At 59.2% G+C, this 24,474-nt stretch carries 27 protein-coding genes and 1 tRNA gene; 18 read left to right on the forward strand and 10 right to left on the reverse strand.

Annotated features, from left to right (window positions below):
* Positions 1–25: 25 nt before the first annotated feature.
* Entirely contained in the window at positions 26–628 is a 603-nt protein-coding gene (locus tag ACVWXD_RS07195; protein ID WP_032889661.1) for a Yip1 family protein, read from the reverse strand.
* A 266-nt stretch (positions 629–894) separates the two neighbouring features.
* Between ACVWXD_RS07195 and ttcA the strand changes: the two genes are divergently transcribed.
* Together ttcA and ACVWXD_RS07205 are read left to right on the forward strand one after the other, a co-directional pair.
* Positions 895–1,719: a tRNA 2-thiocytidine(32) synthetase TtcA gene (gene ttcA / locus ACVWXD_RS07200; RefSeq protein ID WP_122753670.1), complete on the forward strand. Its 825-nt coding sequence runs from the start codon at positions 895–897 to the stop codon at positions 1,717–1,719.
* Between the two features lie 67 nt (positions 1,720–1,786).
* Positions 1,787–2,458, forward strand: a complete 672-nt coding sequence (locus tag ACVWXD_RS07205; RefSeq protein WP_099601035.1) for a DNA-3-methyladenine glycosylase I — start codon at positions 1,787–1,789, stop codon at positions 2,456–2,458.
* A gap of 70 nt (positions 2,459–2,528) precedes the next feature.
* Here the strand turns inward: ACVWXD_RS07205 and ACVWXD_RS07210 are convergent, their stop codons facing one another.
* Genes ACVWXD_RS07210 through arsC form a run of 3 tightly spaced genes read right to left on the reverse strand, consistent with a single transcriptional unit; the run spans position 2,529 to position 3,884 of the window.
* On the reverse strand, positions 2,529–2,936 hold the full coding sequence (locus tag ACVWXD_RS07210) for a DUF2069 domain-containing protein (protein WP_032890035.1): 408 nt from the start codon (positions 2,934–2,936) through the stop codon (positions 2,529–2,531).
* On the reverse strand, positions 2,920–3,534 hold the full coding sequence (gene wrbA, locus ACVWXD_RS07215; protein ID WP_032889655.1) for an NAD(P)H:quinone oxidoreductase: 615 nt from the start codon (positions 3,532–3,534) through the stop codon (positions 2,920–2,922). Before wrbA ends, ACVWXD_RS07210 begins: the two co-directional genes overlap by 17 nt.
* Entirely contained in the window at positions 3,531–3,884 is a 354-nt protein-coding gene (arsC, locus tag ACVWXD_RS07220; RefSeq protein ID WP_181643403.1) for an arsenate reductase (glutaredoxin), read from the reverse strand. The genes wrbA and arsC overlap by 4 nt, the downstream gene beginning before the upstream one ends.
* Positions 3,885–3,999: 115 nt before the next feature.
* Between arsC and ACVWXD_RS07225 the strand changes: the two genes are divergently transcribed.
* Positions 4,000–4,461 (forward strand): TlpA disulfide reductase family protein, encoded by a 462-nt coding sequence (locus tag ACVWXD_RS07225; protein ID WP_032889653.1) that lies wholly within the window; start codon positions 4,000–4,002, stop codon positions 4,459–4,461.
* 130 nt (positions 4,462–4,591) lie between these two features.
* Here ACVWXD_RS07225 and ACVWXD_RS07230 read toward each other — a convergent pair whose 3' ends face one another.
* From ACVWXD_RS07230 to ACVWXD_RS07245, 4 genes are all read right to left on the reverse strand, one after another.
* Positions 4,592–4,996: an META domain-containing protein gene (locus ACVWXD_RS07230; RefSeq protein ID WP_181643401.1), complete on the reverse strand. Its 405-nt coding sequence runs from the start codon at positions 4,994–4,996 to the stop codon at positions 4,592–4,594.
* A complete protein-coding gene (locus tag ACVWXD_RS07235) occupies positions 4,993–5,433 on the reverse strand; it encodes a hypothetical protein (RefSeq protein ID WP_032889650.1) in 441 nt (146 codons plus the stop codon). Before ACVWXD_RS07235 ends, ACVWXD_RS07230 begins: the two co-directional genes overlap by 4 nt.
* Before the next feature lie 71 nt (positions 5,434–5,504).
* Positions 5,505–6,494 (reverse strand): 2-hydroxyacid dehydrogenase, encoded by a 990-nt coding sequence (locus ACVWXD_RS07240; protein WP_032889649.1) that lies wholly within the window; start codon positions 6,492–6,494, stop codon positions 5,505–5,507.
* Between the two features lie 48 nt (positions 6,495–6,542).
* Positions 6,543–9,296 (reverse strand): response regulator, encoded by a 2,754-nt coding sequence (locus ACVWXD_RS07245; protein WP_032889648.1) that lies wholly within the window; start codon positions 9,294–9,296, stop codon positions 6,543–6,545.
* A gap of 203 nt (positions 9,297–9,499) precedes the next feature.
* Here ACVWXD_RS07245 and ACVWXD_RS07250 point away from each other — a divergent pair, with 203 nt between their 5' ends.
* Together ACVWXD_RS07250 and ACVWXD_RS07255 are read left to right on the forward strand one after the other, a co-directional pair.
* Positions 9,500–10,228 (forward strand): response regulator transcription factor, encoded by a 729-nt coding sequence (locus ACVWXD_RS07250; RefSeq protein ID WP_032889647.1) that lies wholly within the window; start codon positions 9,500–9,502, stop codon positions 10,226–10,228.
* Positions 10,218–11,585: a sensor histidine kinase gene (locus ACVWXD_RS07255; RefSeq protein ID WP_032889646.1), complete on the forward strand. Its 1,368-nt coding sequence runs from the start codon at positions 10,218–10,220 to the stop codon at positions 11,583–11,585. Before ACVWXD_RS07250 ends, ACVWXD_RS07255 begins: the two co-directional genes overlap by 11 nt.
* A gap of 3 nt (positions 11,586–11,588) precedes the next feature.
* Here the strand turns inward: ACVWXD_RS07255 and ACVWXD_RS07260 are convergent, their stop codons facing one another.
* Positions 11,589–12,104: a DUF2062 domain-containing protein gene (locus tag ACVWXD_RS07260; protein ID WP_032889645.1), complete on the reverse strand. Its 516-nt coding sequence runs from the start codon at positions 12,102–12,104 to the stop codon at positions 11,589–11,591.
* Positions 12,105–12,239: 135 nt separating this feature from the next.
* Between ACVWXD_RS07260 and ACVWXD_RS07265 the strand changes: the two genes are divergently transcribed.
* From ACVWXD_RS07265 to murB, 8 genes are all read left to right on the forward strand, one after another.
* Positions 12,240–14,465 carry a DNA internalization-related competence protein ComEC/Rec2 gene (locus ACVWXD_RS07265; RefSeq protein ID WP_242461429.1) on the forward strand — a complete coding sequence of 742 codons (2,226 nt, stop codon included), beginning with the start codon at positions 12,240–12,242 and terminating at the stop codon, positions 14,463–14,465.
* Positions 14,466–14,575: 110 nt separating this feature from the next.
* Positions 14,576–15,211 carry a MotA/TolQ/ExbB proton channel family protein gene (locus tag ACVWXD_RS07270; protein WP_032890033.1) on the forward strand — a complete coding sequence of 212 codons (636 nt, stop codon included), beginning with the start codon at positions 14,576–14,578 and terminating at the stop codon, positions 15,209–15,211.
* The gene (locus ACVWXD_RS07275) at positions 15,208–15,636 is read left to right on the forward strand and encodes an ExbD/TolR family protein (protein ID WP_095184456.1); all 429 of its coding nucleotides are present in this window, start codon (positions 15,208–15,210) and stop codon (positions 15,634–15,636) included. Before ACVWXD_RS07270 ends, ACVWXD_RS07275 begins: the two co-directional genes overlap by 4 nt.
* Positions 15,636–16,646: a tetraacyldisaccharide 4'-kinase gene (gene lpxK, locus ACVWXD_RS07280; RefSeq protein ID WP_457370819.1), complete on the forward strand. Its 1,011-nt coding sequence runs from the start codon at positions 15,636–15,638 to the stop codon at positions 16,644–16,646. Before ACVWXD_RS07275 ends, lpxK begins: the two co-directional genes overlap by 1 nt.
* Before the next feature lie 24 nt (positions 16,647–16,670).
* Positions 16,671–16,856, forward strand: a complete 186-nt coding sequence (locus ACVWXD_RS07285; RefSeq protein ID WP_003174668.1) for a Trm112 family protein — start codon at positions 16,671–16,673, stop codon at positions 16,854–16,856.
* Positions 16,853–17,617, forward strand: coding sequence for a 3-deoxy-manno-octulosonate cytidylyltransferase (gene kdsB / locus ACVWXD_RS07290; protein ID WP_032889641.1), 765 nt, complete (start codon positions 16,853–16,855; stop codon positions 17,615–17,617). The genes ACVWXD_RS07285 and kdsB overlap by 4 nt, the downstream gene beginning before the upstream one ends.
* Positions 17,617–18,081 (forward strand): low molecular weight protein-tyrosine-phosphatase, encoded by a 465-nt coding sequence (locus tag ACVWXD_RS07295; RefSeq protein WP_032889640.1) that lies wholly within the window; start codon positions 17,617–17,619, stop codon positions 18,079–18,081. Before kdsB ends, ACVWXD_RS07295 begins: the two co-directional genes overlap by 1 nt.
* On the forward strand, positions 18,078–19,097 hold the full coding sequence (murB, locus tag ACVWXD_RS07300; protein ID WP_122680659.1) for a UDP-N-acetylmuramate dehydrogenase: 1,020 nt from the start codon (positions 18,078–18,080) through the stop codon (positions 19,095–19,097). The genes ACVWXD_RS07295 and murB overlap by 4 nt, the downstream gene beginning before the upstream one ends.
* Positions 19,098–19,173: 76 nt before the next feature.
* On the opposite strand, the gene ACVWXD_RS07305 is transcribed toward murB, so the two are convergent.
* Positions 19,174–19,845, reverse strand: a complete 672-nt coding sequence (locus ACVWXD_RS07305) for a Bax inhibitor-1/YccA family protein (protein ID WP_003174664.1) — start codon at positions 19,843–19,845, stop codon at positions 19,174–19,176.
* 152 nt (positions 19,846–19,997) lie between these two features.
* Here ACVWXD_RS07305 and ACVWXD_RS07310 point away from each other — a divergent pair.
* The 5 genes from ACVWXD_RS07310 to ACVWXD_RS07330 all read left to right on the forward strand — a co-directional run bounded on the left by ACVWXD_RS07310 (position 19,998) and on the right by ACVWXD_RS07330 (position 24,471).
* Positions 19,998–20,088 (forward strand) — tRNA-Ser (locus tag ACVWXD_RS07310).
* 493 nt (positions 20,089–20,581) lie between these two features.
* Positions 20,582–21,148 carry a hypothetical protein gene (locus ACVWXD_RS07315; protein WP_260366924.1) on the forward strand — a complete coding sequence of 189 codons (567 nt, stop codon included), beginning with the start codon at positions 20,582–20,584 and terminating at the stop codon, positions 21,146–21,148.
* 707 nt (positions 21,149–21,855) lie between these two features.
* Complete coding sequence (locus ACVWXD_RS07320) at positions 21,856–22,605, forward strand: hypothetical protein (RefSeq protein ID WP_032889588.1); 750 nt, start codon at positions 21,856–21,858, stop codon at positions 22,603–22,605.
* 172 nt (positions 22,606–22,777) lie between these two features.
* A complete protein-coding gene (locus ACVWXD_RS07325) occupies positions 22,778–23,047 on the forward strand; it encodes a hypothetical protein (protein ID WP_095184460.1) in 270 nt (89 codons plus the stop codon).
* 110 nt (positions 23,048–23,157) lie between these two features.
* Positions 23,158–24,471 (forward strand): methyl-accepting chemotaxis protein, encoded by a 1,314-nt coding sequence (locus ACVWXD_RS07330; protein WP_032889586.1) that lies wholly within the window; start codon positions 23,158–23,160, stop codon positions 24,469–24,471.
* Positions 24,472–24,474: the final 3 nt, after the last annotated feature.

Here is a 24,474-nt window from a genome sequence, read left to right on the forward strand (position 1 = left end):
TGGCCTTGCCTACGGTTTCAGCGGTTCAGTTGGTATAGATCGGCCCTACGCCCAGGCCCCAGACGATCACCGTAAACGCCATGATCGCCACCAGCACCACCAGGCCTACGGCCAGTACCGAGCTGGAAAACAGGAAGCCCTCGTCCGGATCGATGTTCATGAACGTCGGCAGCCCCACATACAACAGGTACACCGTGTAGCAGATCGCCGCTGTGCCCACGACCATACCCAGCCACATGTGCGGGTAGAGCGCCGCCAGCCCGCCGATAAACAGCGGCGTCGCGGTGTAGGTCGCAAAGGCCACGCAGCGGGCCATGCTGGGGTTGGCGTCGTAGGTACGGGCCATCCAATGAATGAACGCGCCCATCACCGCCACGCCGCCAAGCATGGCTGCGTACGACATGATGGTCATCCACAACGCACTTTCCTGGGTCAGCATCACCGGCGCGCGATTGCCGATGACCCAGCCCACCTGGGTGGTGCCGATAAACGCTGATATTGCGGGAATTGCCGCGAGAATCAGGGTGTGAGTGAGGTACATGTGGCCGATGCTTTCTTCTTTATCGCCACGGATTTCCCGCCATTCCTGGTCGGGATGGGTAAACAGCCCCACGACGTGATGGATCATGCCAGTCACTCCTGTCGTTGTTACCATCGCCCCCCATCGGAGCGCCCACGGGCCAATTGGCCTGAAAGGTCTGGATATAGATGTGCGACCTCACGTCGCAGTATAGGAAGGGATGACCGGAATAACTGTAGGGCCTTTAGAGCAAATCGCACTGTAAACAGTGGGCCTAATCGCAGATTGGAATGCGGGGCCACGTTGAATGTGTGGACTCGACATCGGTAAGATACCCGGCTTTTCGTCACACACCTCCAGCGGATCCAATCGCCATGGGCACTCTTACGGTCAACCAGAACAAACTGCAAAAACGCCTGCGTCGCCTGGCGGGTGAAGCAGTCGCCGATTTCAACATGATCGAGGATGGCGACAAGGTCATGGTCTGCCTCTCCGGCGGCAAAGACAGTTACACCCTGCTCGATGTGCTGCTGCACCTGCAAAAGGTCGCGCCGATCAAGTTCGACATCGTTGCCGTCAACATGGACCAGAAACAACCGGGGTTTCCCGAGCACGTGCTGCCGGCTTACCTGAAAGCGCTGGGCGTCGAGTACCACATCGTCGAGAAAGACACCTATTCGGTGGTCAAGGAGTTGATCCCGGAAGGCAAGACCACCTGCTCGCTGTGCTCGCGCCTGCGCCGTGGCACGCTCTACACCTTTGCCGATGAAATCGGTGCGACCAAGATGGCATTGGGTCACCATCGCGACGACATCGTCGAAACCTTCTTCCTCAACATGTTCTTCAACGGCTCCCTCAAGGCCATGCCGCCCAAGCTGCGCTCCGATGACGGACGCAACGTAGTAATCCGTCCGCTGGCGTATTGCAACGAAAAAGACATCCAGGCCTACTCCGACTTCAAGCAATTCCCGATCATCCCGTGCAACCTGTGCGGCTCCCAGGAAAACCTGCAGCGCCAGGTGGTCAAGGAGATGCTGGTGGACTGGGAGCGCAAGACGCCGGGGCGCACCGAAAGCATCTTCCGCAGCTTGCAGAACGTGCAGCCGTCGCAGTTGGCCGACCGCAACCTGTTTGACTTCACCAGCCTGAAAATCGACGAGACGGCCGCTTCGCGCTTCGTCAACGTAGTGAACCTCTGAAGCAGTTCAACGCTCTGAAAGACGGCGCTCAAGGGCGCCGTTTTCATTTCAATCCCCAGGAGAGGGCATGCGCGATTACAAGTGGCTGCACGAATATTGTCTGAACCGCTTTGGTTCAGCGGCTCAACTGGAAGCCCACCTGCCGGCACCCAAGACCCCGGCCCAATTGCGCAAGATCAGCGATGATCGCTACCTGTCGACCTTGGCGCTCCGGGTGTTTCGCGCCGGGTTGAAGCACAGTGTAGTGGACGCCAAGTGGCCGGCGTTTGAGCAGGTGTTCTTCGGCTTCGATCCGGAAAAAGTCGTGCTGATGGGCGCCGAGCACTTGGAACGCCTGATGCAGGACACGCGTATCATCCGTCACCTGGGCAAGCTCAAGAGCGTGCCGCGCAATGCGCAGATGATTCTGGATATTGAGCAAGAGAAGGGCAGCTTCGGCGCGTTTATCGCCGACTGGCCGGTGACGGATATCGTCGGGCTCTGGAAGTACCTGAGCAAGCACGGCCATCAGTTGGGCGGCCTGTCGGCGCCGCGATTCTTGCGGATGGTGGGCAAGGATACGTTTGTGCCGAGTGATGACGTAGTGGCTGCATTGAATGCGCAGAAGATCGTCGACAAGGCGCCGACCAGCCTGCGGGATCTGGCAACGGTTCAGGGCGCGTTCAACCAGTGGCATGCCGAGAGTGGGCGGCCGATGTGTCAGTTGTCGATGATGTTGGCTTACACCGTCAACCACTGACCCAGTCGGCGCAAGTTCTTGTGTGGTGAGCTCGCTCGCCACACAAGCCGGATGCACTGCAAATCGTTGATCAGGCCTCAGCCAGCCGCCGATTCAACTGATGCCGCCACCGCACATAGAGCAGTGCGGTACAAAACACCGCCAGACTTGCCAGCATCTCAAGCACCCCGAACCACTGGCGGTTCGGATCATACGCCGCCAGCGCGCCCTTGATGAAATACAGGTTCACCGCAAAGCACATCCATGAATGCCCCCGCGCACTGCCGCTGATCATGCCCGGCGCCAGCAACAACAGCGGCACCAGTTCGATCAGCAGGATCACCCACGGGCGTGCGCCATGCAGGTCGGCGACGAACAGGTAATACACGCAGAGCAAACCCACCAGGCTAAAAAACGCCAGCAGGCTCAGCGCGCGTGCCACCTTGACCCGCGGCTCCAGCCACGCTTGGGGCGGCAGAACTTTAGGCTTTTTGGCCACGACCATTCTCCAGCAGCGTGGCGGTGGTGGCGAGGCGCAACCCCAGTGCCCGGCACAGGGTGATTTCATGTTGATCGAGCATGCGCTTGCCGTCCGGCCCGGAATGGTGGCTGGCGCCATATGGCGTACCGCCGCCCTGGGTGTCGAGCAATGCCTGTTCGCTGTAGGGCAGGCCGGTGATCAGCATGCCGTGGTGCAGCAGCGGTAGCAGCATCGACATCAGCGTGGTCTCCTGGCCGCCGTGCAGGCTGGCGGTGGAGGTGAACACGCCAGCCGGCTTGCCGACTAGCGCGCCGGTGAGCCACAGGTTGCTGGTGCCATCGAGGAAGTACTTGAGCGGCGCAGCCATGTTGCCGAAGCGCGTCGGGCTCCCCAGGGCCAGGCCTGAGCAGTTCTTCAGATCATCTAGATTGGCATACAGCGCGCCTTCGTCCGGAATGCTCGGCGCCACGGCTTCGCATTCGGTGGAGATCGCCGGCACTGTGCGCAAGCGCGCCTCCATGCCGCCTTGCTCAATGCCCCGGGCAATCTGCCGGGCCATTTCGCTGACCGAGCCGTTGCGGCTGTAATACAGCACCAACACGTACGGTGTGGTCACGGCAGAATCTCCAGCACGTTTTCTGGTGGGCGGCCGATGATGGCTTTGTCGGCGGTTTCCAGGATCGGACGCTCCATTAGCTTGGGGTGTTCGGCGATGGCGGCGATCAGATGGGCTTCGCTGAGGCTGGCGTCGGCCAGGTTGAGAGTTTTGTACTCGTCTTCGCCGGTACGCAGCAATTGACGGGCGCTGAGGCCCAGTTTGGCCAGCAAGGCCTTGATTTGCGACGCACCCAGCGGGGTTTCCAGGTAGCGCACCACGGTTGGGGTGAGACCGCGGGCTTCAAGCAATTCGAGCGCACCGCGGGATTTCGAGCAGCGCGGGTTGTGATAAAGCGTCAGATCGGTCATGTGCGGGTCGCATCTTGCGTAAGGTGGCGGGTATTCTACCCGCGCTGCACCCCGTCCTTAAACCGTAAGAGGCGATAGGTCGCAGCCAACGTTCATTTTTGCGAAGGATTACCCCATGACACGTCGACTGATCGGTGCATTGGCGATCATTACAACCCTGCTGCTCAGCGGCTGCGGGAATGACTATGGCGTTGACCAGTACGGCCAGAAAGTCGCGGCCGAGCGCTTGGACAAGCAATGGCTGGTGGTCAACTACTGGGCAGAATGGTGTGGCCCGTGCCGCACGGAAATCCCTGAGCTCAATGCCTTGGCGGAACAGCTGAAGGGGCAGGGCGTGGGGGTGTTCGGGGTTAACTTCGACAATGTGCAGGGTGCAGAGCTGAAAGAGGCCAGCGACAAGCTGGGCATTAAATTCACCGTGCTGGCGCAAAACCCCGACGGGATCTTTGAAATTCCGCGCAGCGAGGCATTGCCGGTGACTTACATCATTGATGACAAGGGCAAGGTGCGTGAGCAGTTGATGGGCGAACAGACGGCGGAAGGGGTACTGGCCAAACTCAAGGCCTTGCGCGGTTAAAGCAACCACTCAAATCAAATGTGGGAGGGGGCTTGCCCCCGATTGCAGTGTTTCAGTCAATACATCCGTTGACTGTTACACCGCCATCGGGGCCAAGCCCTCTCCCACATTTGGACCGCAAGCAGCGTGATCAGCCTTCTTCCAGCCACAGGCGAATCGGCTTGCCTTCGGCCGGCCAGAAGCGGGTCTGCTCGATCGGCGAGATGTCCCAGCGTTGTACGCTTTGCAGGGCCTGGAAGAAGCGATGCTCCTGCTCCATCAAGGCCTCGGCGCAGAGCTTGCGGGTGCTGCCGATTTTGCCGAAGCTGAGTTTGTCGCCATCGACCGTGTACGGCGCAAACCAGTGGTTGCAGCCGCCATTACCGTAGGCGCGGCCATCGGCGCCGAGGGTGACAGTCAGGTGTGCGTAGTCCATCAATGGCCGCTCACCAATCCACTCCACCACGTAACTGTGATCCTGCTTGAGCTTGACCGCATCACCGGCACAGCCGCTCAAGGCCACGCCGACGGCGGCGAGCAGAAGCAGGCCTTTCATTGCGCAGCCTTCTGGCATTTCGGGCAGCGGTGCTTGTCGCCTTCACTGGCCCAGCCCAACTCTTTGATGCGCGCGTTGGCGGCAGGCTGCAGCGGTTCTTTGGTCAGCTTGGTTTCTACCGCGAATTCAAACTCCAGCACGGTGTCGCAGCTGTCGCAGTTGACCTTCCAAGTGTGAATCTCCAACTCGCCGAATTTCGGCCCTTGAGCCATGGCGACCCATTGGCCCGCCGGGCGGATGGAGTAGCGCGCGTCACCTTCAACGGTCAGGCGCATCGACAGGGTTTTACTGCCGCGCAGGGTGACGATCAGGACATCGCCATGCTTGATCGAACCACCGTTGCCGGTGACTTGGTAACGGCCCGGCACTAGGGCTCGGCATTCGATTAGGGTGTGTTGCGGGCTCAGCAAGCTGAAGCGGAAATCGTGTTCGGCCATGGATCCTCCAAATAGGCGCGGCATCCTATCACGGGTGCCTGCTCATCATGAGCTTGCTATGTGACCGCTGATCATCCTTCGACGAGGTTCTGCGCCCGACCATCGGCCCATGCAGCAATGTTGGCAAGGGTAGTGCCGGCAATGGCCGCCAGGGCCTCGCGGGTAAGGAACGCCTGGTGTGCGGTGATGATCACGTTGGGGAAGGTCAGCAGGCGTGCGAGCACGTCGTCTTGCAGGGGCAAGTCCGAGCGGTCCTCAAAAAACAGCTGGGCTTCTTCTTCGTAGACATCCAGCCCCAAGTAGCCGAGTTGGCCGTCCTTGAGGGCTTCGATCAATGCCGGGGTATCCACCAGGCCGCCACGGCCAGTATTGATCAGCATCGCGCCGGGCTGCATGTGCGACAGGGAACGGGCGTTGATCAGGTGCTTGCTGTCAGCGGTCAGCGGGCAGTGCAGGCTGATGATCTGCGCCTGGGCCAGTAACTCGGGCAGGCTCACGTACTTCGCGCCCATTGCCTGTACCTGTTGATTGGGGAAGGGGTCGTAGGCGAGCAACTCACAGCCGAACCCGGCCATGATCCTGGCAAATGTCGCGCCGATCTGCCCAGTGCCGACAACACCGACAGTCTTGCCCACCAGGTCGAAACCGGTAAGACCGTGCAAGCTGAAGTCACCCTCGCGGGTGCGGTTGTAGGCACGGTGCAGGCGGCGGTTGAGTGCGAGGATCAGCGCTACGGCGTGTTCAGCGACCGCATGGGGCGAGTAAGCAGGTACCCGTACGATCGTCAGGCCCAGGCGCTTGGCGACGGCGAGGTCGACATGGTTGTAACCCGCCGAGCGCAGTGCAATCAGTCGGGTGCCGCCCTTGGCCAGGTGTTCCAGCACCGGGGCGCTGAGGTCGTCGTTGATAAAGGCGCAAACCACCTCGTGGTGTTCGGCCAGGGCCACGGTGTCGAGATTGAGTCGGGCCGGCTGGAATTGCAGTTCCAGCCCAGCTGGCAGTGGCTCGCCGAGGAAACTATCGCGGTCGTAGGTCTGGCTGCTGAAAAGAATCACGCGCATTGAAAAGCTCCCTGCAATTTGTCAGTGGGTCAGCGCCATGAAATAGGGTCAGACACTGACCCGTGCTTCGCTGGCCAGTCGCGCGATGGCCATGTCCAGTTCGTCCAGCGCGGTCATCGCCTTGGCATCGTCCTGCTTGAGCAGGGTTTCGGCGCGCTGGCAGGCGGCGCGCAGTTGCGGTACGCCACAGTAGCGGGTGGCGCCGTGCAAGCGGTGGACGCGTTCGATCAGCGCCAGGTTGTCCTTGGCGTCGCGGGCGATGTGAATGGCTTGGCGGTCGGCTTCCAGGGAGGCCAGCAGCATGGCAAGCATGTCAGCCGCCAGATCGGTTTTACCCGCGGCCAGGCGTAGGCCTTCCTCATGGTCCAGAACCGGCAACTGCACCCCTGGGCCCAGACCTTCAGTGACACGCTCAGGCACTTGGTTGCGCAAGGCTAGGCCGGTCCACTTCAACACCACTTGGGCCAGTTGCCTTTCGCTGATGGGTTTGGTCAGGTAATCGTCCATGCCGCTTTGCAGCAAGGCGCGTTTTTCGTTAGCCATGGCGTGAGCAGTAAGGGCGACCACTGGCAAGGGTGTGCCATGGCGCTCACTTTCCCACTGACGGATCGCCTCGGTGCTCTGGCGCCCATCCATGCCAGGCATTTGTACGTCCATCAGCACCAGATCGAAGGTGTCCTGTTTTACCGCGTCGACTGCGGCATAACCGCTTTCTACCGCACGTACCTGGGCGCCCATGTCCTCCAGCAACGTCTGCACCAAGAGCAGGTTTGCCGGGTTGTCGTCGACACACAGCACACGCGGCGCACGGCTGGACAGCGGCTCGCCCGGTTCGCTGCGCGACGGGCGCGGGCTGATCAGGTCGGAGAGGGCGCGGCGAAGCTTGCGGGTGCATGCCGGCTTGGCCTGCAACTGGCTGTTGGGGTTGGGCACCGACTGGTTGAACAGCATCTGTTCTGTGGTTGGGCACAGCACCAGCACTTTGCAACCCAGGCGTTCCAGGTCCCAAAGATGCTGGTTGAGGCGTTCGGGCGGGATGTCGTTGGCGGTGACGCCGAGCACCGCCAAGTCGATGGCTTGCTCGGTCTGATGGGCGCTGGTGATGCCGTTGGTCAGGTTTTCCAGGCTGTTGAACGGCGTGACTTCCAGGCCGCAGTCTTCCAGTTGATGTTGCAAGGCCTGGCGCGCCAGTTCGTGGTTTTCCAGTACCGCCACGCGATGGCCCAGCAGCGGCGCGCAGGGCAGGTCTTCGATGTCGTCGCGGGTTTTGGGCAGGTTCAGGCTGATCCAGAATTCCGACCCTTCGCCCGGCGTACTGTCGACGCCGATTTCACCGCCCATTTGCTCGATCAGGCGCTTGGAAATCACCAGGCCCAGCCCGGTGCCGCCCGGCTGGCGCGACAGAGAGTTATCGGCTTGGCTGAACGCCTGGAATAAAGCCCGCACATCCTGGCTGGACAGGCCGATGCCGGTGTCCTGCACGCTGATGCGCAGTTGCACGCTGTCTTCCTGTTCCTCCTCGATCATCGCCCGGGCCACGATAGTGCCCTCGCGGGTGAACTTGATGGCGTTGCTGATCAGGTTGGTCAGGATCTGCTTGAGCCGCAGAGGGTCGCCCACCAGTGCTAGCGGCGTGTCGCGGTACACCAGGCTGACGAGCTCCAACTGCTTGGCATGGGCAGCGGGGGCGAGGATGGTGAGGGTGTCTTGCAGCAAATCCCGCAGGTTGAACGGGATGCTGTCGAGCACCAACTTGCCGGCCTCAATCTTCGAGAAGTCGAGGATCTCGTTGATGATGCCCAACAGGTTGTCGGCGGATTTTTCGATAGTGCCCAGGTAATCCAACTGGCGCGGTGTGAGCTCGCTTTTTTGCAGCAGGTGGGTAAAGCCGAGGATACCGTTGAGCGGTGTGCGGATTTCATGGCTCATATTGGCCAGGAACTCGGACTTGATACGGCTGGCCTCGAGTGCTTCTTTGCGGGCCAGGTCCAGCTCGATGTTCTGGATTTCGATGGTTTCCAGATTCTGGCGTACGTCTTCGGTGGCCTGGTCGATGCTGTGCTGCAGTTCTTCCTGGGCGTTTTGCAGGGTTTCGGCCATGCGGTTGACGCCTGAGGCGAGTTGGTCCAGCTCCTGGCTGCCCAAAGGAGGCAAGCGGGTTTCCAGGTTGCCGTCCTTGAGCTGGGCCACTGCTTGCTTGATCAGGCCAATCGGCTCGTTGATCGTGCGGCTGATGCGCAGCGCCAGGGCTGCTGTGCAGATCAGGCCAATGGCGATCAACAGCAGGCTGGCGAACAGACTGCGATAGCCGCGCAGCAACATACCGTTGTGGGACAGTTCTACTTCGACCCAGCCCAAGAGGCGGTCGGCTTCATCGGGGATCAAGTCGCCGGCAAGGTTGCGATGGCGGCCAAACACCGGCAGCAGATAGCGCGTGGCGTCATTGTCGGTGCGTTGCAGCAGGTGAGAGCTGTTGCCGGCCGGCGGCTGGTTGAGCATGGTCGGGCCAGCGTGGGCGAGGGGCGTACGGTCCGGCGCAAGGAACGACACGGTGCGCACGTCCAGTTGTTCCAGGGATTGAGTGGCGATGCGCTCCAGCAGGTCAGTGTTCTTGCTGCTTAAAGCAGGAGCCACCAGAGGCGCCAATTGCTCGGTGATCATTTCGCCGCGCTGCAGCAATTGGGTCTGCAACTCCGAGAGTTGCATCCAGGTGAAGTAGCCCCCCAACAGTAAGGCCATCAGGCTGGTCGGTAATAAGCTCAGCAACAGTACGCGGCCTTTTATCCCCATTCTTCTAAGCACGCCACTCTCCTGCTACCACACTGAAATCAATCTTCCGCGCCGGCATCCGGCCCGCGCCACCTGCGCAGTGTAGCCATTTGCACGGCCTGGAATCTCGCAAATTGTTGAGAGAGGGCAATCTTCGGCTCGTTTGGCCCCGTAGCGATTGCCTGCGCCAGGGTAATCTTGAATAATCAGCGATTGAGAATGACTTGCAGACGCTAATGAATCCCGCAGCAGTTGGCCTACCCAATATCCTGACCATCGAAGATGATCCCGTGCTGGGCGCCTATGTCCACGAGCATCTGGGGCGCTGTGGCTTCCAGGTCACCTGGTGCCAGAACGGCCAGCAAGGGCTGGCGATGGCGCGCGAACAGGCGTTCGACCTGGTGTTGATGGATATCCTGCTGCCGGGGCTGGATGGTTTGTCGATCTTGACTCATCTACGCCAGAGTCATTCGATCCCGGTAATCCTGATGTCGGCATTGGGTGCCGAGGCCGATCGCGTCAGCGGTTTTCGCCTGGGCGCCGATGACTACTTGCCTAAGCCGTTCAGCATGGTCGAGTTGCGCGTGCGCATCGAAGCCATCCTGCGCAGGGTGGCCCTGGATCGACGCCCGCTGCCGACGCTTGCGCCGGTGCGTGGGGATGCTCGCACACTGCGTTTCGACGATGAGCTGTGCGATGTGTTTCATCAGGAACACTGGGCAGGCCTGACCCGCAGCGAATACCGCCTGTTGGAAACCCTACACCGCAACACTGAAGAAGTCCTCAGCAAAGCATTCCTTTACCAACATGTGTTGCAGCGCGGCTATGCGCCCCATGACCGCAGCCTCGACATGCACATCAGCCAGATCCGTCGCAAGCTCAAGGCGATCGGCTACAGCGAGCGCGAAGTGCGCACGGTGTGGGGCAAGGGCTATGTGCTCAGTGGTCACGACGATGGGCTTTGAAAGGGCGCTGAAACGGCTGCCGGGCAAACATTCATTATTTTGGAAGCTCGCCTGCCTGTTGATTGCCTTCTGTTTGCTGATGATCTGGCTTAGTTGGTCCTGGGGCCGGTACATGGAGCAAAAGAACGCGTATTTGTCCGACGAGGCGAGGGTCACGCTGAGTGGTTATGCGGTGAGCGCCGAGCAGGCCTGGAACCGTGGCGGCCATGCCGGTGTTGATGCGTGGCTGCAGGCGATGGGCAAACAGGAAAGCACGTGGATCGGCGTAATAGGCAACGACTTGCAGTCGTTGAGCAGCTATCCACTGACCGCTACGGAAAGCCAGCGCCTGACGTTCTTGCGGGGCCTGGATTGGCCGGTCAGCCGCCACGTCAAGGGCTTGCCGTGGCTCAAGATCCCGTTTGCGGTAGATCCGGGTGCCGGTTCGCTGGTCATTGAATTGCCACAGCGTTTTATGCCGGGGCGTTATCAAGTTGTCTGGCGCGTGGTGACCAATGGTGTGATTCCAGGCCTCTTTACCTTGTTGCTGTGCGTCGGCCTGTACCGGCTGCTGATCATGCCTCTCAATCAACTGCGCGAGCAGGCCAATGCCTGGCGTGCCGATCAATTGAACACGCGGATGCCCCTTGACGCCACCAGTCGACAGGACGAATTGGGCGAGTTGGGCCGTGCGTTTGACCACATGTCTGAGCGTTTGCAGGGCACTGTTGTATTGCAACAACAACTGCTGCGGGACATGTCCCATGAACTACGCACTCCGTTGAGCCGCTTGCGCGTGGCCTGCGACAGCGAGCAGGATCTTGCTCAGTTGCGTGAGCGTTTGGGCCGAGAGATTGACGCTATGCAGCGCCTGGTGGAAGACAGCTTGCAGCTGGCCTGGCTGGACACCGAGCGGGCGCCACTGCCCAAGGAGGATCTTCAGGTACAGGCGTTGTGGGACATGTTGCGGGAGAATGCCTGCTTTGAAAGCGATTGGTCCGCATCGCGACTGCCGTGCCTGCTGGGCGCTGACTGTTGGGTGCGCGGTAATCTAAACGCCCTGGCCCAGGCCTTGGAAAATATCCTGCGCAACGCCATACGCCACTCTCCGGAGAACGGGGTTGTGTGTCTGGATGGGCGACGCGATGGGGAGTACTGGCACCTGTGGTTGGAGGATCAGGGCGGGGGGATTGATGAGCGTGATCTGGAGCGGATTTTTGCGCCGTTCACGCGCTTGGACGGCTCGCGGCCCGGTGATGGTGGTTTCGGCCTGGGCCTGAGCATCGCGCGCAATGCCGTTCAGCGTCAGGACGGCAGCCTGTGGGCGCAAAACACCGGTCAGGGCCTGCGTGTACACCTGCGGTTACCGGCGCGCTAGGGCTCAGCCCCGGCGCAGCTTGCGCTTCTTCCATTGGCGCGCGACCCACCAGCGCCAATAGCCCATCGTCAGGCAATAGGCCAATGCGCCCAGCACCAGCCCCAACACCACTGAGCCGAGCAAGAAGGGTTGCCACAGCGTACTCAACTGGCCGCTGATCCATTCCCAGGTCAAGTCATCGGGCAGGCTGCGCGGGGGCACGTTCATCAACCAGGCGCCGGTCATGTAAGTACAAACAAATACCACTGGCATCGTGATCGGGTTTGTCAGCCAAACCAGGCTGACGGCGATGGGCATATTGCCGCGCACGGTAATTGCCAGCACCGCAGCCAATAGCATCTGCAACGGAATGGGGATAAATGCTGCGAACAGACCCACCGCCATGGCGCGCGCCACTGAGTGCCGATTCAGATGCCAGAGGTTCGGGTCATGCAGCAGCGTGCCAAGAAACTGTAATGACTTGTGTTCCCTGATACTGGTGGGGTCGGGCATGTACCGTTTGAATAAGCGCCGTGGCATAAGGGGTCCAGGTCAGTTCGAGGGGCAAGTATGCCCGCATTCTATAAACAGAAAATTCAGACTTTGTGACAAAACATCATAGGACGTACCGAGCACCCAGCTAAGACTGAGTGGATCACTTGAAAAGGATGATTCATGAAGACAGGGATGTTCGCGCTGGCGCTGGGCTTGCTTGCCCTGCGTTTCCTACCTGAGTTACCGACCACTGGATGGCTGATAGCCATGCTGGTGCTGGTTTTGATGCTGCTGCCATTTCGTACGTCTCCCTTGGCGTTTTTCCTGCTGGGCTTGAGCTGGGCGTGCATCAGTGCGCAATGGGCGCTGGATGATCGCCTGCCACCGGCGCTCGATGGCCAGACGCGATGGTTGGAGGGGCGCGTCATTGGGTTGCCACAACAGACCGGCACCGGGGTGCGTTTCGATCTGGCCGACAGCCGGTCGCGTAACGCCCGGTTGCCCAAGCGCATCCGTGTGTCCTGGCACGGTGGGCCCGAGGTACGCAGCGGGGAGCGCTGGCGCCTGGCAGTCACGCTTAAGCGGCCGTCCGGGCTGCTAAATTTTCACGGTTTTGATCAAGAGGCATGGTTGCTGGCCCAACGCATTGGCGCCACTGGCTCGGTAAAAGACGGTGAGCGCCTGTCGCCGGCCCGCCATGCCTGGCGCGACACGGTCCGCCAACGGTTGATTGCCGTCGACGCTCAAGGTCGCGAGGCGGGCCTGGCAGCTTTGGTGCTGGGGGACGGTTCCGGGCTGGCAGCCGAGGATTGGCAGGTGTTGCAGGACACCGGCACGGTGCACCTGCTGGTGATTTCCGGCCAGCATATCGGCCTGCTGGCGGGGCTGATCTACGGGTTGGTCGCGTTACTGGCACGCTACGGTTTCTGGCCTCGAATGTGGCCATGGCTGCCGTGGGCGTGTGGCTTGGCGTTTGCGTCCGCGCTGGGTTATGGCCTGTTGGCGGGGTTCGGTGTGCCGGTCCAGCGGGCCTGCGTCATGGTGGGCCTGATGCTGCTGTGGCGTTTGCGCTTCCGTCATTTGGGGTTCTGGTGGCCGTTGTTGCTGGCGCTCAATGGTGTACTGATCCTTGAACCATTGGCCAGCCTGCAACCGGGGTTTTGGCTTTCTTTTACGGCTGTTGCCGTATTGATCCTGGCTTTCGGCGGGCGCCTGGGGCCGTGGGGTGTCTGGCAGGCCTGGACGCGTCCTCAATGGTTTATTGCCATTGGCCTGCTTCCTGTGTTGTTGGTGCTCGGGTTGCCCATCAGCGTCAGTGCGCCGCTGGCCAATCTGGTGGCCGTGCCTTGGATCAGTCTTGTGGTGTTGCCGCTGGCGTTGCTGGGGACCGCCATGCTGCCGCTGCCATATTTGGGGGAGGGCTTGCTGTGGCTGGCGGGTGGGGCGTTGGATGCGTTGTTCCTGGGTCTGGCATGGCTCGCAGGGCAAGTGCCCGCGTGGATACCTGCCGATGTGCCCTTGGGTTACTGGCTGATCAGTCTGATGGGTGCGGTGCTGTTGTTGCTGCCCAAAGGCGTGCCGTTTCGGCTGTTGGGCTGGCCTATGTTGCTGTTGGCAGTCTTTCCACCGCGTGAGCCGGTGCCCCATGGGCGTGTGGAGGTGGTGCAGTTGGATGTGGGGCAGGGGCAGTCCTTGATTCTGCGTACCCGGCATCACACGTTGCTTTACGACGCCGGCCTGCGGTCTGGCACAGTTGATCTTGGGGCTCGTGTGGTATTGCCGTCGCTGAAAAAACTCGGCGTCGAGTCACTGGACATGATGTTGCTTAGTCACGCTGATGCCGATCATGCCGGTGGGGCAGCGGCTGTTGCCCGAGGGGTGCCGATCAAGCGGGTGGTGGGCGGCGAAACCGAAGGGTTGCCAGCGTTTCTCGGAGCCCAGCCATGTATCAGTGGCGAACAGTGGGAGTGGGACGGTGTGTCATTCGAGTTGTGGCAGTGGTCTGAGGCTATTAATGGCAATCCAAAGTCTTGCGTTCTGCAGGTCCAAGCCAATGGTGAACGGCTATTGCTCACCGGGGATATTGATCGCGCCGCCGAACGGGCATTTCTCGACTCACCACTGGCCGTGCGGACCGATTGGCTGCAAGCCCCTCACCATGGCAGCCGGAGTTCGTCATCCTGGCCTTTTCTACGGCGGCTGGCACCCACGTCAGTGCTGATCTCCCGTGGGCGTGGCAATGCGTTCGGCCATCCTCATCCACAGGTGGTTGAGCGCTACCAGGCGCTGGGCAGCCAGTTATATGACAGTGCTGAGCATGGAGCGGTGCGCTTGCAATTGGGGGCTTTCCTGCCACCCATTGTTGCGCGTAGTCAACGCCGTTTTTGGCGCGAAGCGTTACCGTAATTCGACGTTACTATAAGGCTGGAGCCTACGACAGGCGAAGCCATGGCTGACGAACCCCGTTGCCGAACCTGTATGGTAAAGTGGCGCACTTTTTCGAGGGGACATTCACTGTGTGGGAATTGGTCAAATCCGGCGGCTGGATGATGTTGCCGATTATCTTGAGCTCCATCGCCGCACTCGGCATCGTTGCCGAACGCTTGTGGACCCTGCGCGCCAGTCGAGTCACGCCCGAGCATCTATTGGGGCAGGTCTGGGGCTGGATCAAGAACAAGCAACTGGACAAGGAAAAACTCAAGGCACTGCGCGCTGATTCGCCTTTGGGCGAAATCCTCGCCGCGGGCTTGGCTAACTCCAAGCATGGCCGCGAGATCATGAAAGAGTGCATTGAAGAGGCCGCCGCCCGGGTTATTCATGAACTGGAGCGCTACATTAATGCTCTCGGCACCATCGCTGCCATGGCACCGTTGCTCGGTCTGCTGGGAACGGTATTGGGCATGATCGATATTTTCAGCTCATTCATGGGGTCGGGCATGACCACCAACGCGGCGGTGCTCGCCGGGGGGATTTCCAAGGCCCTGATTACCACGGCAGCAGGCTTGATGGTCGGTATTCCTGCGGTGTTCTTCCATCGTTTCCTGCAGCGGCGCATCGATGAGCTGGTGGTCGGCATGGAGCAGGAGGCCATCAAGTTGGTGGAAGTGGTGCAAGGCGACCGTGATGTGGACCTGGTTGGGGGCAAAGCGTGAAATTTCGCCGCAAGCAACGGGAAAATGTCGATATCAACCTCGCGTCGCTGATCGACGTGGTATTTATCCTGCTGCTGTTTTTTGTCGTCACCACCACCTTCACCCGGCAGACCGAACTGCGTGTCGACTTGCCGGAAGCGGTGAGTGGTTCGCCGGCGGAAGACCAGGAAATCAAGCAACTGGACATCGCCATCAGCGCCGACGGCGCGTTCTCGGTGAATAACCAGTTACTGGAGAAAAACGATCTCGCCAGCCTGATGGTCGCCCTGGAGAAAGAATCCGGAGGAGACACCAAGATGCCGTTGTCCATCAGTGCCGATGGCAAGACCCAGCATCAGGCCGTTATCACCGCGATGGACGCCGCCGGCAAGCTCGGTTTCAGCCATCTGCGCATGAGCACTGTCGAGGCGGCGAGCCAACCTTGATGCCCATGTCCGATCGTTTGCTCAAGGCCTGGTACGAGGGGCATCCGGCGCTCGCGTTATTGCGGCCGCTGGAGTCTTTGTATCGCCGCGTAGTGCAGCGCAAACGCGCGCGGTTCGTGGCGGGCGAGGGCGACATTTATCAATCGCCCGTGCCAGTGGTGGTGGTCGGTAACATCACCGTAGGCGGCACCGGCAAGACGCCGTTGATCCTGTGGTTGATCGAACACTGTCGGCGCAATGGCTTGCGTGTAGGTGTGGTCAGTCGAGGGTACGGCGCCAAGCCTGCGCAACTGCCATGGCGCGTCGAGGCCAGCCAAAGCGCCGAAGTGGCGGGTGACGAACCTTTGTTGATCGTGCAGCGTTGCGGCGTGCCCATGATGATCGATCCCGATCGCAGCCGTGCGGTCAAGGCACTGTTGGCCTGCGAGCCGCTGGACCTGATTCTTTCCGATGATGGTCTGCAACACTATCGCCTGGCCCGTGACCTGGAACTGGTGTTGATCGACGCCGCCCGTGGCCTTGGTAATCGTCATTGCCTCCCGGCCGGGCCGTTGCGCGAGCCGGTCGAGCGCCTGCAGAGTGTAGATGCGCTGCTCTATAACGGCGCAGTATCAGATCGCGACGATGGCTTTGCCTTCCGCCTGCAGCCTACGGCACTCGTTAATCTGTATACCGGCGAACGCCAGTCGGTGGAGTACTTTCAAGCAGGTCAACGGGTGCACGCGGTCGCCGGTATCGGCAACCCGCAACGTTTCTTCAACACCCTTGAAACGCTACACTGGCAACCGATACCCCATGCGTTTGCCGACCATGCGCCCTACAGCGCCGAAGTCTTGAATTTTACTCCGTCATTGCCGCTGGTAATGACCGAGAAGGACGCGGTGAAGTGCCGCGCCTTTGCCCAGCCCGACTGGTGGTACCTTGCGGTGGATGCGGTGCCGTCACCGGCGTTCGTCGCGTGGTTCGACACGCAGCTGACGCGCTTGTTGCCCGCCCGTCCCTTGCCTTAAAACACTTCTTTCCAGGAAATATTCATGGACACCAAACTGCTCGATATCCTTGCTTGCCCGATCTGCAAAGGCCCGCTCAAGCTCAGCGCCGACAAAACCGAGCTGATCAGTAAAGGCGCGGGCCTGGCATATCCGATACGTGATGGCATCCCGGTAATGCTGGAAAGCGAAGCCCGCACCCTGACCACCGATGAGCGCCTGGATAAATGACCACCGCCTTTACCGTTGTCATTCCCTCGCGTTACGCATCGACCCGCCTGCCAGGCAAGCCGCTGCAATTGATCGGCAGCAAGCCGATGATCCAGCTGGTGTGGGAACAGGCCTGTAAAAGCAGCGCTGATCGGGTGGTTGTAGCGACTGACGATCCACGCATTATTGACGCGTGCAAAGGCTTTGGCGCCGAAGCGGTATTAACCCGCGAAGACCATAACTCCGGCACCGACCGCCTGGCCGAAGTGGCCACGCAGCTTGGTCTGGCGCCTGACGCCATCGTGGTCAATGTACAAGGCGACGAACCGTTGATTCCGCCGAGCGTGATCGACCAGGTGGCCGCCAACCTGGCTGCCCATGGTGAAGCGCGCATGGCCACCCTTGCCGAGCCGATTCACGATATTGAAACCCTGTTCAACCCGAACGTGGTGAAGGTGGTCAGTGATGTGAATGGCCTGGCGTTGACCTTCAGCCGTTCCACCTTGCCCTGGGCGCGTGACGCCTTTGCCAAGAACCGAGACGTGTTGCCGGAGGGCGTACCGTACCGCCGGCATATCGGCATCTATGCCTACCGCGCAGGTTTCCTGCATGACTTCGTCAGTTGGGGACCGTGCTGGTTGGAAAATACCGAATCCCTGGAACAACTGCGGGCCCTGTGGCACGGCGTGCGTATTCACGTAGGCGATGCGTTGGAAGCGCCGCCTGCCGGTGTCGATACCCCGGAAGACCTTGAGCGCGTCCGTCGCCTGCTGGGGGCCTGATGGAGGTTCTGTTTGTCTGCTTGGGCAATATCTGTCGCTCGCCCACCGCTGAAGGCGTCCTGCGCCATAAATTGCGCGAAGCCGGGCTGGCCGGGCAGGTCGAGGTTGCTTCTGCTGGCACCGGCGACTGGCATGTCGGTAACCCGCCGGACCAGCGCAGCCAGCGTGCAGCGTTGGTCCGCGGTTACGATTTGTCGGGCCAGCGTGCCCAGCAGGTCTCCCGTGCTGACTTTGCGCGTTATGACCTGATCCTGGCGATGGATAGCAGCAACCTGCGCAACCTCAAGGCGCTACAGTCAGGGCAGGGTAAGGCCGAACTGGATTTGTTTCTGCGCCGCTACCACTCGGAAGTGGACGACGTGCCAGACCCGTATTACGAGGGCGAGCAAGGCTTCGAGCGAGTGCTGGACCTGATCGAGCGGGCCTGTGATTTATTGGTGATCGAATTGAAGGGGCGATTATGACCTTGCAAGTGCATGCGCAGGTTTCGCTCAAGCCATTCAACAGTTTTGGCATCGACGTTCGCGCCCGGCTTTATGCCGAGGCCCGCAGCGACGCCGATGTGCGAGAGGCATTGGCTTACGCTTCGGCGCAAGCGTTGCCCTTATTGGTGATCGGCGGTGGCAGCAATCTGCTGCTGACCCAGGACATACCTGCGTTGGTGCTACGTATGGCCACCCAGGGCATTCGCGTGCTGCACGATGACGGCGTGCATGTGGTGGTTGAAGCCGAGGCGGGCGAGGCGTGGCACCCATTTGTACTTTGGACATTGGCGGAGGGCTTTTGCGGTCTGGAGAATCTCAGTCTTATCCCTGGGACCGTTGGGGCTGCCCCCATGCAGAACATTGGCGCCTACGGTGTGGAGATCAAGGATGTATTTGCCGGCCTGACCGCACTGGATCGTCATACCGGTGAGCTACGGGACTTCAGCCTGCAAGAATGCAACTTTGCCTACCGTGACAGCCTGTTCAAGCACGAAACCGGACGCTGGTTGATCCTGCGGGTACGCTTTGCCCTGAGCCGCGTCAGCCACCTCAAACTCGACTATGGTCCGGTACAACAGCGCCTGGCAGGGCAGGGCATCACTGACGCGACGCCAAGCGATGTCAGTCGCGCGATTTGCAGCATTCGCAGCGAAAAATTGCCAGATCCGGCAGTACTGGGCAATGCCGGCAGCTTCTTCAAGAATCCGCTGGTGACCAGGGCATTGGCTGAAGAACTTCGAGCGCAGTATCCGGACCTGGTGGCCTACCCCCAGGGGGATAGGCACATGAAGCTTGCCGCCGGTTGGCTGATCGACAAGGCCGGCTGGAAGGGCTTTCGTGAGGGTGACGCGGGCGTGCACAAGCTGCAGGCGCTGGTGCTTGTCAACTATGGCAACGCCACAGGGCATGATATTGCGCACCTGGCCCAGCGTATCCAAAAGGATATCGTTGAGCGTTTCAAGGTCGAACTGGAAATGGAACCCAACCAGTACTGATGCCTTGCTCCTGGTAAGTAAAAAATAAAAATGCCCCGTATCTTTCGATGCGGGGCATTTTTTATTCGGCTAACAATTAGTCATCGCGGCTCATGATGCCGAAGATCTGCAACAGGCTGATAAACAGGTTGTAGATCGACACATACAGGCTAACAGTGGCCATGATGTAGTTGCGCTCACCGCCGTGGATGATGGCGCTGGTCTGGAACAGGATGCACACCGAGGAGAACAGCACAAACCCCGCGCTGATCGCCAGTTGCAGGCCACTGATCTGGAAGAACATGCCTGCAACCACCGCCGCCAGCAATACGAAGAAGCCTGCGGTGATAAAGCCGCCCAGGAAGCTCATGTCCTTGCGGGTGATCAGCACGTAGGCCGACAGACCGCCAAATACCAGGGCCGTCATAGCAAACGCCGAGCTGACCACTTCCGCTCCGCCAGCCATGCCGAGGTAACGGTTGAGGATCGGGCCGAGGATGAAGCCCATGAAACCGGTCAAGGCAAACGCCGACACCAAGCCCCAGGCCGAGTCACGCAGCTTGTTGGTCAGGAAAAACAGACCATAGAAGCCAATCAGCACGACAAAGATATTCGGATAGCCGACGCGCATCTGCTGCGCTACGAACGCCATCACGCCGCTGAATGCGAGGGTAAGGGCGAGCAGGCCATAGGTGTTGCGCAACACGCGGCTGACTTCAAGCTGCTCAGCCTGCGCGTTACCATTCACTGCGTAATTCTGTTCGCGCATGGCGACACTCCTTCGGTTTTGAAACGTTCAGTCGCAAAGATCATAACAGACGCTCTGTAACAAGCGATGGCGAGAGTTTGACAGTGTGTTTCATTCGGGTATTATGGCGCCCGCTGAGACAGGATGACCTACTATAATCCTGTGACGCAAAAGGGAAATTGGCAGAGTGGTTGAATGCACCGGTCTTGAAAACCGGCGGACGTTAATAGCGTCTCCAGGGTTCGAATCCCTGGTTTCCCGCCAAGATTCAAACGAAAGCCCCGCAAATGCGGGGCTTTCGTGTTTCTGGAGTTCTGGTTGCGGAAGACGGTTCGTCATAGGCATGCCTAAATTTGCCTATTCGAAGGATTTGACGGTTGTATATCTCCTTCTGTAACCCGTTTGGTAACCGCCTGCTCACCGTGCACCAGTGGCTGACTCGGGCCGCGAATGTCGATAACTTTCGGTGCTGTCTTGGGCCTTCTATCACGAAGTTGAAACCACCACAGTGGCTTAGTAGCCGCGTTGTACCTCCTTTGCCTTCCTGATGCGTCGGTCCGGATTCTCCCGCTCAGCATCCCCAATCAGGGGGCATGCTTAGTTTGGTTCCATAAATTGTCCCAATAATTTTGTGGCTTTTCTGAAGAGCTTTTACTCGTCATCTTTTTGTTTTTTTACTATTATCGCTCATCTGTGCACTCAAGGAAGAGAGGCTGAGCGCCTTGAGTCTGGTAGAAAATTTACACTCGATCACTGAATGAGTTATGACTTTTACCCAGAACCTAACGACTCAGCCAACCGTAATTACTTCTTGGTGAAACCGATGGATAAAATGTGTGGCATCGTTGTAGTGGTAGGACTTGCCCTCTCGGGATGCGCTACGAAAACTCCAGAAAAACCTAACGTGACTCCACCCCCTGCCGTGGTCCATGAAGCACCACCTGAAGTCGCCCATTCGACACCAGAAAATTGGACTGTGCGTTATGAAGCTGCACCTGCTGCGAACGCCAGTGCTGAATCCCCAGACCATGCCTCTGCTGAAGCCGCTCAGTCAGAATCAGAAACAGACCTAAATCAAAATCGCGCTGAGCAATGCCGTAAAGAGCTGGATGTTTTAAAGGTTTACAACAAAGCGTCTTACGCCAAATATGAAGCGGAATACCAAGCCATTGCTGCCAAAACTGCTAAATACATGGAAATTAAAGACTCGTTAGGTCCCGATTTAAACTACATGGTTATGCCCGCTTATCAATTTCAAATTCGCGAGTTCTGCTTCCGAGTTAAAACCCGTCTGTCGGAGCTTGTGCTTCGCCAAGCCAAATAATGACTCCACGTTAGGGGCGGTCTTTTGCCAGTAGAGGGAGCGCTGAAAAAGACTTCCGTCTCTGTTGAAGTACGTGCCTCACGGGACTCGAATGGTTGAGCGCCGATGAAGTATATTTTCTTCGCGGTTGCCGAATGCGCTGGCAAGCATAAGTAGATCCAGCATGGGCACTTCTTAGCCTAGAGAGGCTATGGGGTGTCCAAGAAGCGCTCGAACCCCTGGTTTCCCACCAAGATTCATACGAAAGCCCCGCAATGCGGGGCTTTTTTGGTTTTGGGATTTTGGAGTCAGGTGGGCAATACCTCTCACTGCCACACCCGCAGCCACTGTTAAAGGCAGTTTCTCATCTCAATCAGCAGAAAAGCTGAGCCACCGAAAGCAGGCAAATCATCTGGGCAAACATCTGTGCTCGAATTGGATGCTTCATCGCCGTCACCTCGTAGGCAGTTGCTGGTGGTAGTGCCGTAGGCAATGTACATATATGCGCCAGAACGCTCGAAAATGGAAATGCAACCCTGGCTCGCCAACAACACATTCAACTGCTTCCAGAAGTATAGACCCTGTGACGAATTCGTCACGAAGCGCTCTGGCACACACTTCGAACACAATCTGCCGATATCGGTCGCACTTTTTTTGATTTCTCGGCTCTATCCTTGTCCCAGCCCCGCCGATTCCCCGCGAGGGCAGTAGAACAAGATCGGGTTTCGATGGATCGTACGTTTCCTCTTTCAATCATTCGTCGCCTACGCCGGCCACTGCTGTTGGTTGCGATGTTTGTACTCGGCGCCACCGGTTGCACCCAGCAACAGGGGCAGGACATTGCCAAGCAGTTCAGCAATGGAAAGCCCGATGAGTTCTTTCAAACCAGTGTCGATCGTATGGCGACCCTGGGCATGCGTGACAACCTGCAAAGTTTGTATTTACTGATGAGCAAGCTCTATCTGCGCAATCCCAGCCAGTGGCGACAGTCGGGTTACCCGGATGCGGTGAGTGCCGAGCGAGAGATTCGCCAGGCGATTGAGCAGCGACGACCGCTGCCCGCCCTGGGCGAGCGTCGCGATCTGGTCGCCTTGAGCTACTCCTTGAGCCCAGAGTTTCAGGGCGATCGAGTCGGTGCGTTTATCTATGCGATCGGCAGCATGCTGGTGACAGCCCATGGTGGGCGCACCGAGTTCTACATAACCGACTCGATCAATCCACAGTTTGTCAGCAATGCCGCGCGCAATATCGAGAAGGCCACATGGCTGCTCAGCAAGCGCCAGGATGCGAATGGCGTGTTGCTGTTGTTTTCCAATGAGATATCGGAGGAGGGCAGCAACCTTAGTTTTGCGGTGGAATTTGGCAAGATCGTGGCGCGCCTCGATCTGCTGACACAGATGCTTGATGAACGATACCGGCGTATAGGTCTCAACTATGCGCAAAGCTTATTGCTGATGAATTTCCTGCCAGTACAGTGAGCTGCCGGCAGGCAACGCGGTAGCGTCAGCCCGATATGCACTACCCTAATCCTCGTGCAGGTAAGGTCTTTCTCTTTTGGTTGTAGGAAACAGCCTATCTTGCACCCCCGTGCTTGAAACACCCCGACGTCGGCAATAGCCTCGGACTTTTCCGAAAAAGTGAGGCCCTACCTTGGGGAAGCGAAAAACGGTGTGGCCGACGGACCGCGAGATACGCCTGCGCTTTATCCTCTTTGCGGTGATCAACGCCGCGAGTATCGAGGGAGTTCCCGCCGAGTTGTTATTGCCTGCGCACAAACTGCTGCGTGACTCACCCACCGAAGCGCAGTTGATCGAGGCCCTTCGGGAAATACTGGCGGCTGATGAGATGTACGGGTTCAGGTTTGCGGTGGGATCCGAGGCAGACGATCTGATGCAGGCACTGGATAAGCCCGGCGATTAATCCATCTTCGTTGAGCGGAACAACTGAGGGGCAAGTGACTATTCGTCGGCCTATGCTTAAGCCGTAGGCCGCATGGCCGATGCAGTGATGACTACCCCAGGGACGCCGCCATGTTTAATCGCCGTTTGAAGAAGGATCTGCAGGACCGGGACGACGAGCTTTTCCAGTTACGACAGCTTGTTGCGCAGTATGACCGTGGCATGCTCTCCATATGCCTGGATGCTGACTTGCGGCTTACGGCCGTCAACGAGGATTTTGCCCGGGCTTTGGGCTACTCCCGCGAACAGTTGCAGGGTCGACTCCTGAGTGAAATTGTTCCGCCTTACGTCATGGATTTACCCTGTTTTCGTGACTTCAACGCAGCAATCGCCCGTTCAGAGCCGGTGAGTGACGATTACCGCTTCCTGCGCAGTGACGCCAGCCTGGCGTGGATCAACCTGACATGGTGCCCGATCAGAGGGCGTGACGGCCGGCTGTCGCAGATCCAGGGCTACGGCACCGAAGTCAGTCGCGCCATTGAGCAAGCCAAAGAAAACGAAGCGTTTATCAACGCGTTGATACGTTCGACGGCCGTCATCCAGTTCCGACTGGACGGAACGGTGGTCACCGCCAATACCCAGTTCCTCGACGCCATGGGCTACACGCTCGATCAGATCGTCGGCAAAAAACACAGTATGTTCTGCACCACGCAGGAGGCCGCTTCGAGCGGTTACGCCGCGTTCTGGCAAACCCTCAATCGCGGCGAATTTGTCGCCAGCCGCTTCAAACGCGTGGACAGCCGTGGCAACGAGGTGTGGCTCGAAGCTACCTACAACCCGGTGCACGATGCGGAAGGCAAGCTGTGCAAAGTGGTCAAGTTTGCCAGCGTGGTCACCGACCAGGTCTTGCGCGAGTCCGAGGTCAAGGCCGCCGCCGGCGTGGCCTACGAGGTGTCGCTGCAAACCGATGTCACGGCCGAACGTGGCGCCGCGGTTGTGCAGAACACTGTACAGACCATGCAAAACATTGCTCTGCAAATGCAATCCGCCACCGGGAGCATTGAGGCGTTGGGCAAACAATCGTTGCTGATCAGCGCCATTGTGCAGACCATCGGGGGCATCGCCGCGCAAACCAATCTGCTCGCGCTCAATGCCGCAATTGAGGCCGCCCGAGCGGGTGAACAGGGCCGTGGATTTGCGGTCGTAGCTGATGAGGTAAGGCAATTGGCCAGCCGTACCAGCACTGCAACCGAAGAGATCGTCAGCGTGGTCCAGCAGAACCAGCGCCTCGCCGACGAAGCCATCACAGAAATGTTCAGCAGTCGCGAGCAAGCTGAGCAAGGCCTGACACTGGCCAACCAGGCCGGCGCCGTCATCACCGAGATCCAGGGTGGCGCCAAGCAGGTGGTGAATGCGGTGGGGCGTTTTGCGAATGAGCTGCAATAGCCC

This window comes from Pseudomonas sp. TE3911 (assembly GCF_054062775.1).